The organism is Catenovulum sp. 2E275, assembly GCF_025515275.1.
Lineage (GTDB): Bacteria > Pseudomonadota > Gammaproteobacteria > Enterobacterales > Alteromonadaceae > Catenovulum.
The window spans coordinates 204,356-217,704 of sequence record NZ_JAOPFU010000002.1; the positions used below are offsets into that span (position 1 = coordinate 204,356).

The 13,349-nt window shown below is 36.0% G+C and carries 12 protein-coding genes; 3 read left to right on the forward strand and 9 right to left on the reverse strand.

The features are described 5' to 3' along the window. Positions 1-107 precede the first annotated feature (107 nt). Complete coding sequence (locus N7931_RS01900; protein ID WP_262791549.1) at positions 108-719, forward strand: outer membrane protein; 612 nt, start codon at positions 108-110, stop codon at positions 717-719. A gap of 103 nt (positions 720-822) precedes the next feature. On the opposite strand, the gene prsT is transcribed toward N7931_RS01900, so the two are convergent. The 6 genes from prsT to N7931_RS01930 all read right to left on the reverse strand — a co-directional run bounded on the left by prsT (position 823) and on the right by N7931_RS01930 (position 6,528). Then, positions 823-3,636, reverse strand: a complete 2,814-nt coding sequence (prsT, locus tag N7931_RS01905; RefSeq protein WP_262791550.1) for an XrtA/PEP-CTERM system TPR-repeat protein PrsT — start codon at positions 3,634-3,636, stop codon at positions 823-825. Positions 3,637-3,730: 94 nt separating this feature from the next. After that, positions 3,731-4,693, reverse strand: a complete 963-nt coding sequence (locus tag N7931_RS01910) for a choice-of-anchor A family protein (RefSeq protein WP_262791551.1) — start codon at positions 4,691-4,693, stop codon at positions 3,731-3,733. A 160-nt stretch (positions 4,694-4,853) separates the two neighbouring features. Beyond that, on the reverse strand, positions 4,854-4,985 hold the full coding sequence (locus N7931_RS01915) for a hypothetical protein (protein WP_262791552.1): 132 nt from the start codon (positions 4,983-4,985) through the stop codon (positions 4,854-4,856). Between the two features lie 175 nt (positions 4,986-5,160). After that, positions 5,161-5,577, reverse strand: a complete 417-nt coding sequence (locus N7931_RS01920) for a hypothetical protein (protein ID WP_262791553.1) — start codon at positions 5,575-5,577, stop codon at positions 5,161-5,163. 11 nt (positions 5,578-5,588) lie between these two features. Further along, positions 5,589-5,921 (reverse strand): DUF883 C-terminal domain-containing protein, encoded by a 333-nt coding sequence (locus tag N7931_RS01925; RefSeq protein WP_262791554.1) that lies wholly within the window; start codon positions 5,919-5,921, stop codon positions 5,589-5,591. Between the two features lie 166 nt (positions 5,922-6,087). Continuing rightward, the gene (locus N7931_RS01930; protein WP_262791555.1) at positions 6,088-6,528 is read right to left on the reverse strand and encodes a hypothetical protein; all 441 of its coding nucleotides are present in this window, start codon (positions 6,526-6,528) and stop codon (positions 6,088-6,090) included. Between the two features lie 219 nt (positions 6,529-6,747). On the opposite strand from N7931_RS01930, the gene N7931_RS01935 reads away from it, so the two are divergent. Next, positions 6,748-8,085, forward strand: a complete 1,338-nt coding sequence (locus tag N7931_RS01935; protein WP_262791556.1) for a sigma-54 interaction domain-containing protein — start codon at positions 6,748-6,750, stop codon at positions 8,083-8,085. Between the two features lie 41 nt (positions 8,086-8,126). Here N7931_RS01935 and N7931_RS01940 read toward each other — a convergent pair whose 3' ends face one another. Both N7931_RS01940 and N7931_RS01945 read right to left on the reverse strand, forming a co-directional pair. Continuing rightward, on the reverse strand, positions 8,127-9,632 hold the full coding sequence (locus N7931_RS01940; protein WP_262791557.1) for an MFS transporter: 1,506 nt from the start codon (positions 9,630-9,632) through the stop codon (positions 8,127-8,129). A 302-nt stretch (positions 9,633-9,934) separates the two neighbouring features. Next, positions 9,935-10,135: a CsbD family protein gene (locus tag N7931_RS01945; RefSeq protein WP_262791558.1), complete on the reverse strand. Its 201-nt coding sequence runs from the start codon at positions 10,133-10,135 to the stop codon at positions 9,935-9,937. A gap of 347 nt (positions 10,136-10,482) precedes the next feature. On the opposite strand from N7931_RS01945, the gene N7931_RS01950 reads away from it, so the two are divergent. Continuing rightward, positions 10,483-12,900 carry a phosphoketolase gene (locus N7931_RS01950; protein WP_262791559.1) on the forward strand — a complete coding sequence of 806 codons (2,418 nt, stop codon included), beginning with the start codon at positions 10,483-10,485 and terminating at the stop codon, positions 12,898-12,900. 69 nt (positions 12,901-12,969) lie between these two features. Here the strand turns inward: N7931_RS01950 and sugE are convergent, their stop codons facing one another. Beyond that, positions 12,970-13,284: a quaternary ammonium compound efflux SMR transporter SugE gene (gene sugE / locus N7931_RS01955; RefSeq protein WP_262791560.1), complete on the reverse strand. Its 315-nt coding sequence runs from the start codon at positions 13,282-13,284 to the stop codon at positions 12,970-12,972. Positions 13,285-13,349: the final 65 nt, after the last annotated feature.

Below are 13,349 nucleotides of genomic sequence, written 5' to 3' on the forward strand. Positions count from 1 at the left end.
AACAACAATCTGGCGTTTAAGCCTGTTACCAACATTTGCAAAAAATGCATGAGTTCATTACTCTGCGTGCAAATTATTAAAAACAATTAAAGATAAAGGAAATCACAGTGATTAAAAAATTACTTATCTGCTCACTCGCTTTGACCCCGCTTAGCGTTTTCGCTAACAACTTTTTTTATTTAGGTGCAAAAGGCGGTCTTGAAGATTTACGCGCTAAAGAAACACAATTAGTCAGCTATAATGCAGGCGGTGTGAGTGAATCGATTGCAGGTGGATATTTAGGCTATCAGGTTGAATTTTCAAAGTATTTTTCTGCAGCCATTGAAGCTGAGGTATTATCAAGAGATCATGAACTGCTTTACTCTGCAAGCGGCACAGATTATCAAGCCAAGATGGATGGTGCAACATCGGTTGGTGTAGTTTTAAAACATCACTATGCACCTAATGTCGATTTTAATCTAAGGTTTTCAGGGGTACAGTCTGAAGTAACAATTAACCCAAGCGCCGATGCAACCAGCAAAGAAACTGGTGATTTAAATGGCTACCAAATGGCTGTTGGTTTTGATTTAATGAATCAATCTCAAATGAGTTTCCGAATTGAATACGTCTACTCAAACTATGGTGAAGTTGCACTTTACCCATCAACAGAAACAGTTGAAGCAGATGAAACAGCGATTCGTTCAAATACAATTATGATTGGTGCTCATTACCGGTTTTAAGCTGAAAATGCCCTGTGAACAGGGCATTTTTCTGATTTAGTTCAGTAGCGTAACCAAATTAGTATTGCAGTAAAATTTGAGTTACCCTTTTTCTAAATTAGGTCTACTTTAGCTTCCCTAATAAATCTCTAGCTTGAGCTTGCTCTGCAAATTTTTGGCTAGTTGAAAGCGTATATTCCAGCTCTTTAACTGCTTGCTCATTTAATCCTAATTGGCTTAAACTAACAGCAATATAGTATCTTAATGATAAATTTTGAGGTGTTAGTACATACGCTTTACGTAATAAACCAAGCCCCTCATTAGCCTTCCCCTGTTGAGTTAAAATCCAGCCATAAGTCGTTAATATATCAGCATTATCAGGAGATAGCTGATAAGCATCAAACGCATACTTTGCACTTTTATCTATTTCATTCAATTCAGGCGTTAGATAAATTTGGGCGAGTCTCTCTAATAGAGCGGCTCGGTTAGGATTATTTTTATAATTCAAAAGAATTTCATATTCAATAGCTGCTTTATTAAATGATTTACGATAAAAATAATACTGCGCTAATAAATTCCTAGGGAAGTATCGTTCAGGGTACCTTTCAATTATCTCAGTTAAACAATGCACAAATGTATCTGCCGAATATCCTCGGAAGGTTAAGTGATACAACTTAGCTAATGCCAGTTCATTTGAATCATTTAGTTCAATTGCTGTAAGATAATGTTTTCCTGCTATTTCAATTTTACTTTGCTGTTCAGCCAGACGACCTTTTAAAAATAATATATAGCTCTCATTTGGATAAGCTTGGCTGATCTGATTCAACTGAATTTGTGCTGCCTGTGTTTGTTGGGTATCCAATAAAAGCTGAATCAGGTCTAGACTCACATTTTTATTCTCTGGCTGTATTTTTAAAATATCTCTTAAGCTTTTTTCTGCTCCAATGGGGTCCACCAGTTTTAATTGTAATTGGCTAAGAGCTAATAGATATACAGTGTTACCTTTTGCTATTAAAGTAAGTTTATTTGCCTCTTCTTTAGCTTTATCAATTTCATTTAAAGCAATCAGTATATAAGCACTCTGTAATATGTATTGGAAGTTATTAATAGAGAACCGCTTTAACTCTTCCAATTCAGCTAGTGCTTTACGAAATTGCTTTTCCGCTAGATATATATTGACCTTGCCTTCCCGCGCTGCAACATTATCAGACTCTATAACAATTATTGATTGGTAGCGCTTTAGCGCTGACTCAAATTTACCTAATTTAACTTCAATATTTGCTAATAATAAGAGACTGGGCAGGTGTAAATGATGCTGAGACAAAATTTGATTTAGTACGTTTTCAGCTTCACGGGTTTTATCTTGTAGGCTATAAATAGTTGCCAAATTATATTGTGCGCCTAATAAATCTTTATTCTGCGCCAGTGCGTCTTGAATTATTTGAAACGCCAAATTTAGCTGCTTAGTTTGAATGAAAATAGCCGCTTTTGTATTTAAAAAATTCGCATTGTTAGGATGGTTTATCAGTAGCTTTTCAATACTGCTTAATGCTTTATCGTATTGTCTAGTCTGTAAATTTAATATGCTATGCACTAATAATAATTTTTCGGATGCAGGGTAATCAACCAACAAAGCATCTAAATGCTGAAGCCCTTCATCATTTTTTCCTCTGGCTAACATAACCTTAATCATAAGTAATTTAACATCTAGGTTATTAGGGTATTCAGCAAGTAATAAATCTGAGATCGTGAGGGCCTTGAAAGTTTTTCCACGTAATAAATATTGCTCAGCTAAAACAATAAGAATTTTTGGATTATTAATTAAATCGCCCTGATAAGTTTCCAATAGGTTGACACCATCCATTATTTTCCCTAACGCAAAATGTGTTTTGGCTAATAAAATAACCACTTGGATATTATTTTTCTCTTTTTGATTTAGTGTTTGAAAATCTCTGAGAGCTTGTTCATAGCTAGTTTCAAAAAAAGATATTAAGCCTCTTAACATTAGTAAATCAGATTCAGAGTCAATTACTTCATTAGGAAGTGCAAAAAGCTTCTCTGTTAGGAACTCTAATTTACTATTGTATCCCTGATTATCCGGACGACTACTTTGCTCTTCCAACTGACTATTAACCAATATGGCAAAAGGATCATTAGGTTGCTGTTGTAATATTTGTGCTAGGGTATGCTGTGCGTGATTTTTTTCGCCCATAGCCAAATATAGATCAGCTAAGCTTTTTAAGATTAATTCATTATTTGGGGTTAATTGATGAGCTTGTAATAAATGATTAAGTGCTACATCATAATTTCCTTGAGATTTTTCAAGTGAAGCTAATAACTGTAAACTTGCAGCTGAATTAGGTTGATAACTTAAAGACTCAGTCAAATATACTTTAGCTTCGTCGTAATTATGTTGTTCTAATGCAATATTTGCTAAACCATTCAATTTATCTATAGGGTTCTGGGTGATAATACTGATCTGATGATAAGCATCTGCGGCACATGTATAGTTTTTTATTTTAAGGCATGCATTAACAACTGACTGATACCATTTAGTTTTTTGTTCATAACTCAGAGTGTCTGGTAATTGAAACTCAATAATCTGCTGATATAGCCTTAATTGGATTAACACCTGTGCCCATGAGTCGATAAATAGACTAAAATCTACTTTTTTGGCTATCACCTGATTAAATAACTCTTTAGCTTCGATGTATTTCCCCTGCTCAGTGAGTACTTTTGCCATTAAGACTTTTGCAGGTAAATGCTCTGGTTCACTTTGTAGAGCATTTTTTAAAAAAAGATTTGCATCTGAAAATTGCTGATTCTGATATGCAACTAAAGCCTTTTCATAATCAATTTGAACATCAGCTATAGAAGAGAAACTCAAATACCAAGACAAGCTTCCTATTAATAAATTAAGAATATTTTTTTTAAACATAACAAGTCGTTATTTTTTATTTTCTCCGATTATATAACAACAAAGACGGCTATAGCCGTCTTTGTTGTTATATAATCGGATTTAGGGACTAGTATTATGCTGCTTTATCTTTGTTTAAACGTACTAATAATAACAAGGCTGCAGCAAAAATGATTAAACTGGAAGGTTCAGGTACAGGCGTAACTTCAGGAGTCGGGGGCGAATAATTATATAACTTATTATGTAACTCTACTGAACTGTTAAAAGACAATGCAGCTAACCCCCCATCAATACTGCCAGTGGAAGCATACACATTAGCAAATGGAGCTAATACAGAACCATTCCAACCATCACCAATAAAATTGATTCCAGAAGCTTCATAAAAATTCCAAAGAACTAAAGGTGCCGCATTATTTTTATCAAAGTTTCCTGTAGCTTTAGACTTTAAATCTAAAATGCCAGTCCCACTAACATTAATAACAACAGGGATACTGGGGTTAGTATTAAAGGAAAAGCTACCATTTTGATTAAACAAGTCTGATGCTGAAATGCTATAAACAGATAATAAATCATCAGAGCTTGCACCTGAGGTAAATTTTAAATTATTAGAATCCCGAGTATCAAAAACACTATTAGTTGTTAAACTTTGATAATAAGCACTCTCAGCCAACACTTGTTCGTAAAGTAAATCAAAATCTGACTGTAACTCACTCTTTGGAACCTTTGTAACTGCGCCACCTGAGCCATTAGTTATCAAAGATGTACCAGATTTAATTTCTCCACCATAAACAATATTGTGCCCATTCTCTGCTTTAACTGAGCTAGCTTCAATATCACCTACGACGGTTACAGCATCCACCTTTGGGTTAGATGTAAGCCTAGAACCAACATCAATAGATAGACCAGGAGCGTTAATATTTCCCCCGACAAAAATTTTACCTTCAATATCACTACTTGTAGAAAGGTCTTCTTTAATAATTAAGTTGTAGGTATCTAATGTACCTTGGGCATTACTTTGGAAAGAAAACAAACATATAGATAAAAAGTAAACAACGGTGGTTTGCACGACATGCTTCATATAGCTTCTACTTCTAAAAATCAGAATCTTTATTTCGTTATTTAATATAAAGCAAAAAACAGACCAATAAATTTAACTATTTAATTTTAAACAACTTTAAAATAGACCAATGTTTAGAGTGTAAAGATAACTGACAATATAAACTAATGAAAAATTACCGTCATTTAGGTTCTGAATCCATTTGAGAGGGTGACCAAATATCTAATAATAAAGTAGTAACAACGCTTGGAGTCACAGCCAAAATACCTGAAGCAATAGATTTTAAAAGTGTATTGCCTGTTAGCATTGTCATTCCAAAACCTGCTATAAAACAACAACTCAGTCCTTTTTTACTAGACAGTATCTGTGCCGAATGAGTGTTTACCAAAGCTTTATGAACTCCGACTCTGGCATATAATTTAACTCTCTCCTCTTGTAGTTTTACTAAATTATACTCATTATTCCGACAGAACCATCTTAATAACATGTTAACCTCTGCTAAATTTGGCTTTAATATGGCTAATATTTTTTCTCAAAGAATAAAAAAGGTAAAACACCATAATTATATTCAATGACACCATCAGTAAAGCGACCAACCACCAAACCATTCCTGCTTTTATTAAAGCAACACTGATAAATGCAATTAAAGCAAACCAAACTCCTGCAACTAAAATAACAATTAATAGGATAACGGCCACGATAAAAAGTAAGCTTTTTAATCCTATTTCAATGTGCTGCTCTGCTGTTTTAAGATAATTAAAAAATAGATTTTGATAATCATCTACAATTTGAGTAATAGCAGAAATAAGCTCATTATACTCAGTTTGATTGGAACCAGAGGTTGAATTTGGTTCAACCTCTTTAGTTTGCTGCTTGGTCAGATCTGGCTGACCTGAATCCTGCATATAAAATCCCGTTAGCTTCGCTTAGAAAAACAAGAAGCTAATAATGCCCCAGCTGCAAAAGCAATTCCGGCTGATGCGAATGGGTGCTTATGAACAAAACCCTGAGCATTTTCTGCTAAATGATTCGCCTGAGCTTGTAACTCAGCTTTTTTCTGTGCAAGTGCTTCCGACGAATGGTGGGCACCTTGCCGAGTTGCCGTTTCTGCAGCTCGGGCTTTTTCTGCCATTGCTTCAATTGCTTTATGGGCTGCGGCAGTTGCTGCTTCGGTGATCACAGCTTGATTAGCTGTATTTAAAGTTTCAGTATTTTCACTAGTATTGGTTGATTTTGCTGTAGTTGCCATAACTAACACTCCTGATTGGTTTAATTAACTGGAATACTACTTTTGTTCCATCATTATTGATAATTTAGATTTATTACCTTCAAGCTATTGAACGTAAATAACAAACTCAAATTTCTACTTTCTGAGCATACCTATCTAATAGGCAAGATCCTTGCCATCACAACTATTACAAACACAAAGAAAACTGCCTGAAATCATCTAAATCAATTTGCAACCATGCGACCTGACTTGATAAAGAGCGCTTTAAAGAACCGTTTGGCAATTGGCTAATAGATTGTTTCAATTTGGATAAACAAGCTAACTCTATTTCCAACAACCTGTCAAAAACCTCACTTAAATTCTCATTTTCAAGATCTTGTGTAATTTTTTCTAAATGTGTTGAGTAATAATTACATATTTCAGCTTCTGAACTGATTGATATGTGAGACTCTGTAATATGTAAATTGCATACCTTGATCAAGCTTAGATAACGATTACTTAGTTTAACTAAACCAGTTTGCAACTGAAAATAGTCAAATTGTGAACTAAGTTGCTGACAAAACCTAAATGCTTCTTTAGATATGCACAATACCTCAAAAATAATTGTTTTCTCTTGATTTAACATCATAATGCCTACACTATACCAGTTGATGAATTTAAATTTTTACTGACCAGAGGAACAGATTTAACTTCTTAGCTGCCAGAACTTGTCTCTTACGAAACAAAACTATTGAAGTTATTTTTTGTACAAAATATCGACATTTCTCATAAACCTCATATATTTTCTTGGTTAATAAGTGCCTGCATAAATTACACCAAAAAATATATGTGAATGGAGGCACAAACCATGGCTCGCCCAAAATTACTCCTCAGAGTAAAGCAAAATAAGCTTTCGCAACAGATTTCAAAAATAATAGAAAGTATTGATTTTAATGTAGAATACCTGACGCCTACTCAAGACTTAGAACAGTTACAGACAAGCAATGCGGACTTGTTTCTGCTTGAGGTAAATGAAAGTGATAGAGAAGCCATTCAAACCCTATTAAATTCTAATTTACATTTTTATAGAGACTTTATTTTTATTAGTAACGGGCAACCCATTTCGCCATTGGATGAAATGATGCGTCAAGGTGCTGGTTACCACCTTCGTCAACCTATTGATTTAAAACAACTAAAAGAAGTTTTACAAGACTATTTTTCAGAGTTGCTTAATAATCATAAAGGGGTTGAAACAATTCAAGCAAGTAATATTGACCAATTTGGATTATTAACAGGTTCTTCTTTAGTAATGCGTAAACTTTACCGAACCATTCGTCGTGTTGCGAGTACCGAAAGTAATGTTTTAATTCAAGGAGAAAGTGGTGCGGGTAAAGAACTTGTTGCGCAAACTATTCATAGTCAAAGTAAACGCAATTTAAATCCGTTTATTGCGGTTAACTGTGGGGCGCTTAGCCCAGAGTTAATTGATAGTGAGTTATTTGGTCATATCAAAGGGGCATTTACCGGTGCACTAAAAGATCATAAGGGCTTATTTGAACAAGCAGAAGGCGGCACTCTATTTTTAGATGAAGTAACTGAAATGCCTCTTGAACAGCAGGTTAAGTTATTAAGAGTCTTGGAGAATGGAGAATATCGTCCAGTTGGCAGTCAAAAAACGATGCTGGCAAATGTTCGTATAATCGCCGCTACGAACCGAAATCCATTACAAGCAATTCAGGATGAAATATTTCGTGAAGATCTATATTTTCGCCTGTGCCAATTCCCACTTCAAGTTCCTCCATTAAGAGCTAGAGGTAAAGATGTAACTGAACTAGCAAAACATTTTCTAGCTTACCGTTGCAGTGAAGAAAAAGTGGCTAAGTCAATTACCGAGCAAGCGTTAGAAAAAATAGCTAATTACAATTGGCCTGGTAATGTCCGAGAATTACGCCATACAGTTGAAAGAGCATTTATCTTAGCTGAAGCGATAATTGATGTAGACCATTTAATCTTTGAAGCAGATAAAAGCCAAGATGATATCAGCGATATAATCCCTAGTGGTTTAACTTTAGAGGAACTTGAAAAGATAGCCATACATAAAGCACTCGATGAGAATAAAGGTAATAAAACGGAAGCAGCCCAACAGCTTGGAATTAGTGTAAAAACTTTATATAACAAATTAGAAAAATACGCTGAGATGAAATAATAAATTGGTGGGCTAAATTGCCCACCAGATAAGCTTTTTAATTAAGATTGCTGAGGATGAGATTCATGTTCCAGTTTTTCAGCTAATTTAGGATCAGATAACTCTTCTTTATCATTCACAAAGACCACAGACAGCGCCCCCAGCACCATAGCTCCACCAGCCAACATCATGATATAAATGGCATGATTATCAAAAACATGAAGTAAAATTTGGCCAGCTACCGCACCACTAACAATTTGAGGTGCTGCAATAGTAAAGTTAAAAATTCCCATATATACACCGGTTTTATTAGCTGGTAATGAACCGGCTAAAATCGCATAAGGCATCGCCAAAATCGCAGCCCAAGCAATACCAATCCCTATCATAGGAATTAATAAACCTAACGCACCAACAGGCACATCAACTTCTGTAATTAATAAGTTAACATGAGTAATTTGAGAATCATTAAATAAAATAAAACTTAAATATCCCAAACCACCTGCTAATAAAGATAAAGAATAGGTTAGTTTACGGCCAAACTTATCTGCAATTCTTGACAATACAATTGAAAATAAAGCGGCTGATAATGAATAAGCAGCAAATAAAATACCAACCCAATCACCGGCTGCCCCTTTTGCTTTAGCGATCTCAGCAGGTATGGCATCTAAACTGGCTAAATAAGCAGAATCAAACCATTTGGCATCTAATCCCCAAGCATTTTGAGCAATAGCCGGCATGGTGTACACCCACAAAATATATAAAGCAAACCAAGAGAAAAACTGAACAAGTGCCAGTTGTTTCATGGTTGAAGGCATAGAAACAAATAACTTAAAGAAACCAGATAATTTTTCAGCTAAAGATTTTTTTTCAGCTTTAGCACGAGCTTCTGCTTCGTGATCTAACCCTTTATAAGCACTATATTCTTCTGGTGGATATTCTTTAGTACGAATAACTGTCCATAACACTGAACCTAATAAGGCAGTAGCGCCAAGGTAAAATGCCCACATCACAGACGGCGCAACTTCACCCGCTTTTGATGTATTCTCAAGGCCGATAACATTGGTTAAAACAAAAGGCAGAATTGAACCAACAACAGCACCAATATTAATGACTAAAGATTGAACCGAATAACCCTGATTACGCTGCTCTGCTGGTACCATATCAGAGACTAAAGCTCGAAACGGTTGCATAGTTAAATTAAATGCACCGTCCATTAATGCCAGCATTAACCCCCCAAATAACATTGGCGCAATAAAAGTGACAAAAAGCGGCGCGTTTGGCATTAAACACATACCAATAGCAGCAGCTATTGCGCCAGCTAAAATATATGGATTGCGGCGCCCAAAACGGGTCCAAGTGCGATCAGATGCTGACCCAACTATCGGCTGAATAATCAACCCCATCACAGGCGCAACCAGCCAAAATAAAGAAAGTGAATGTAAATCTGCCCCTAAATCAGACAATACTCGGCTTACATTTGCATTTTGCAGCGCAAAACCTATTTGCACCCCTAAAAAGCCAAAGCTAACATTCCAAACCTGCCAAAATGATAGTTTAGGTTGTTTCATTAAAAATTCTCACTATTTTTGTCGTCTGAATAGCTGATTAAAAAATGTAACCAACAATACATATTCATAACTTTATAATAACGTTTTTTCGTTACAAAGCTATGTTATGAAGTCGTTAGAACTGATGCATACGTATGCAGATGAAAATATTTAATCATTAAATATAAAAATGACTTCAGAAAAAGAAATATTTACATATCTACTTGTAAATATTATTGAGTTTAGACTAAGGCAAGGTGATACTTAGGGTAAGTAAATAATTAAAGAGGCTATGAACATAGCCTCTTTAATACAAATAAAAACTAATTCAGCGAACGTGAAAAGGCTTTCATTTCCTCTTCAGCTTCTTCTTTGCTAATGCCGTACAGCTCTTGAATTCGCCCGGCTAACTCTTTTTGGTTGCCTTTGATAACATCTAAATCATCGTCGGTTAACTTGCCCCACTTTTGCTGAGCTTTACCTTTATACTGCTCCCACTTACCTTCGATTTGTTGCCAATTCATAATTTCCTCCAAATGAAAATATTCGTTGAAAAACGGCTTTTTAATTTAAAGCCATTTTTTAACCAGCAAACAACATACCAAAATGCAATAGTGAAGAATCAAAGGGGTTGATTTAGATCACGGCAGGATTATTGCAGCTTGCTAACATTTACTTGCAACATGAGAGTGATTAAAAATCATTCATTACAAACTGATTCAGTTTTAGCTTAAGCAAGATTACCTGTAAAAATCGGGCTTTAAGATATCACACAGTTTATGTGCCAATACGGCTGATTTACCTATTATCACCGTATTGTTCTTCAAACCAGAGGGTAAATAAGTTGTACTCAATAAATAAGGATGTCTGTATGCAAAGTGCAAAACCTATTGAAACAATTTTAAATGATTCTGAACTTGATTTAATTCACCGTTATTGGAATGCCTGTAACTATCTAGCTGCCGGTATGATCTACTTGCAAAACAATCCTCTACTCCACCAACCATTACAAAAAGAAGATATTAAAAACCGCTTATTAGGCCACTGGGGAGCATCACCCGCATTAAGTTTTAGCTATGTACATTTAAACCGGATGATCAATAAATATGACTTAAATTGTATATTTATTGCAGGCCCTGGGCATGGCGCACCAGGGGTATTGGCACCGATTTATTTAGAAGGCACCTATGCCGAAATTTATCCGGATAAAGCCGAAAGCCTTGACGGTTTGCAAAAATTTTTGAAAGAGTTTTCTTTTCCGGGTTACATCGGCAGCCACTGCACACCAGAAACACCGGGGTCGATTCATGAAGGCGGCGAATTAGGCTATAGCTTATCTCATGCCTATGGCGCAGCGTTTGACAACCCAGATTTAATTGTTGCCTGTGTAGTAGGTGATGGTGAAGCGGAAACGGGACCACTGGCAACAGCATGGCATTCAAATAAGTTTTTAAACCCTGTTAAAGATGGTGCTGTCCTGCCTATTTTAAATTTAAATGGCTATAAAATAGCTAACCCAACTATTTTATCACGTATAGATGAGCAAAGTTTACTCCAGCTTTTTTCCGGTTATGGATACGACCCGATTATTGTTGAAGGCTCAGATCCAAATAATATGCATCAACAAATGGCGTCTGCGATGGAGCACTCAGTTAATCAAATCAAAACCATCCAACAAGCGGCAAAAAATACAACTCAGCTCAAATATACTAAGTGGCCAATGATTATTTTACGCACGCCAAAAGGCTGGACAGGTCCAAAAGAAGTTGATGGCCATAAAGTTGAAGATACATGGCGTGCGCATCAAGTGCCTTTAGCTCAGGTTAAAGAAAATCCGGATCATTTAGCTTTATTAGAGCAATGGTTGAAAAGCTATCAACCGGAAAACCTGTTTGATCAAAATGGGCAGTTTTCGCCAGAGTTAAAAGCATTATCGCCACAAAACTCACGTAGAATGAGCGCAAACCCAATAGCCAATGGCGGATTAATTCGCCGCCCGTTAACCCTGCCTGCTTGTGCTGAATTTGCAGTTAAAGTTAAACAACCCGGCGCAACCGAAATCTCAAATACTTCGGTTTTAGGGCAATATTTAAATCAGGTATTTATTGATAATCCTGATAATTTTCGCTTATTTGGCCCAGACGAAACAGCCTCAAACAAGTTAGATGCTGTTTATCAGACCACCCAAAAAACTTGGCTGGCACAAACCAAACCAGAAGATGAAGATGGTGCTTATTTAGCTGCCGATGGTCGGGTGATGGAAATATTAAGTGAACATACTCTTGAGGGCTGGCTGGAAGGTTACCTGTTAACTGGTCGTCATGGTTTATTACATACTTACGAAGCATTTGCTCATGTTATTGACTCCATGATCAATCAACATGCTAAATGGCTGGATATTTGTAAACACAAAGTAAAATGGCGAGCGCCTATCTCATCACTCAATATTTTATTATCTTCGGTTGTCTGGCGACAGGATCACAATGGTTTTTCTCATCAAGATCCGGGCTTTATTGATTTAGTCACCAATAAAAGTGCGGATGTTAGCCGGATTTATTTTCCACCGGATGCCAATTGTTTGTTATCGGTTGCAAATCATTGTTTAAACAGCGTCAACTATATCAACCTGATTGTGGCTGATAAACAAAAGCATTTGCAATATTTAACGATGGAGCAAGCAAATGAACATTGCCGCAAAGGGCTGAATATTTGGAATTGGGCCAGCCATCCGCAAGCAACTAATAGCGAAACACAGGATGTTGATATTGTACTGGCCTGCTGTGGCGATATTCCAACAATGGAAGCATTAGCAGCCGCAGCGATCTTAAAGCAAGAATTACCCAAACTAAAACTCAGATTTATTAATATCGTTGATTTATATCGGCTACAAACCGAAGATGAGCATCCACACGGTTTAAACAAAACGGCTTTTGCTAAATTATTTACCGCAGACAAACCGGTTATTTTTAACTTTCATGGTTACCCTTGGTTAATCCATAAGCTGGCTTACAAACAATGTTCAAGTGAGCGATTGCATGTTCACGGATATATTGAAAAAGGCAATATCAATACCCCTTTAGAACTGGCGATTTTAAACAAAATCGACCGGTTTAATCTGGTAATTGACATTATTAACCGACTGGAAGCGCAAACAGAGCAAACCATTCAGTTAAAACAAGCGATGCAACAAGCAATTGATGCGCATTTAACTCATGCGCATACTTACGGTATGGATTGTGAAACAATGATTAATTGGAAGTGGCCTGAGGTTAATATCAGAGTCCAATAAATTAAGCTAAAGTAAGGCGAATAGAGCCTATTCGCCTTATGTTAAATATCTCACTAATGTATACAAGATTTAATGACTTAACTTAAGCCCCACAACTCCAATCAAAATCAAAACCAAGCTCAAGACTTTAGAAAAGTGCAAAGGCTCAGAAAATAAAAGAATACCAGCAATAACAGTACCTAAAGTACCTATCCCAACCCATATTCCATAAGCAGTTGTAAAAGGTAAAGAACGCATTGCAATGGATAGCAAGGATAAACTGAAGATTAGAGATACAATAGTAATGATACTCGGAGTAAATTTACTGAAACCATCACTATATTTAAGACCCAGCGCCCAAATAATTTCAAAAACACCAGCAATAACTAAAATAAACCAACTCATAAACAACCTCACTAAAAGTTAAATTTAATGGGCCGTCCCAAGTTGAATGTACACTATGAATTTAA

Excerpts from the sequence above, each read along its gene's own strand:
- N7931_RS01945 (WP_262791558.1), bottom strand. The coding sequence starts at position 10,135 with ATGAATTGGCAACAAATCGAAGGTAAGTGGGAGCAGTATAAAGGTAAA.
- prsT (WP_262791550.1), bottom strand. The coding sequence starts at position 3,636 with ATGTTTAAAAAAAATATTCTTAATTTATTAATAGGAAGCTTGTCTTGG.
- N7931_RS01935 (WP_262791556.1), top strand. The coding sequence starts at position 6,748 with ATGGCTCGCCCAAAATTACTCCTCAGAGTAAAGCAAAATAAGCTTTCG.
- N7931_RS01915 (WP_262791552.1), bottom strand. The coding sequence starts at position 4,985 with ATGACAATGCTAACAGGCAATACACTTTTAAAATCTATTGCTTCAGGT.
- sugE (WP_262791560.1), bottom strand. The coding sequence starts at position 13,284 with ATGAGTTGGTTTATTTTAGTTATTGCTGGTGTTTTTGAAATTATTTGG.
- N7931_RS01940 (WP_262791557.1), bottom strand. The coding sequence starts at position 9,632 with ATGAAACAACCTAAACTATCATTTTGGCAGGTTTGGAATGTTAGCTTT.
- N7931_RS01910 (WP_262791551.1), bottom strand. The coding sequence starts at position 4,693 with ATGAAGCATGTCGTGCAAACCACCGTTGTTTACTTTTTATCTATATGT.
- N7931_RS01950 (WP_262791559.1), top strand. The coding sequence starts at position 10,483 with ATGCAAAGTGCAAAACCTATTGAAACAATTTTAAATGATTCTGAACTT.
- N7931_RS01930 (WP_262791555.1), bottom strand. The coding sequence starts at position 6,528 with ATGATGTTAAATCAAGAGAAAACAATTATTTTTGAGGTATTGTGCATA.
- N7931_RS01920 (WP_262791553.1), bottom strand. The coding sequence starts at position 5,577 with ATGCAGGATTCAGGTCAGCCAGATCTGACCAAGCAGCAAACTAAAGAG.
- N7931_RS01925 (WP_262791554.1), bottom strand. The coding sequence starts at position 5,921 with ATGGCAACTACAGCAAAATCAACCAATACTAGTGAAAATACTGAAACT.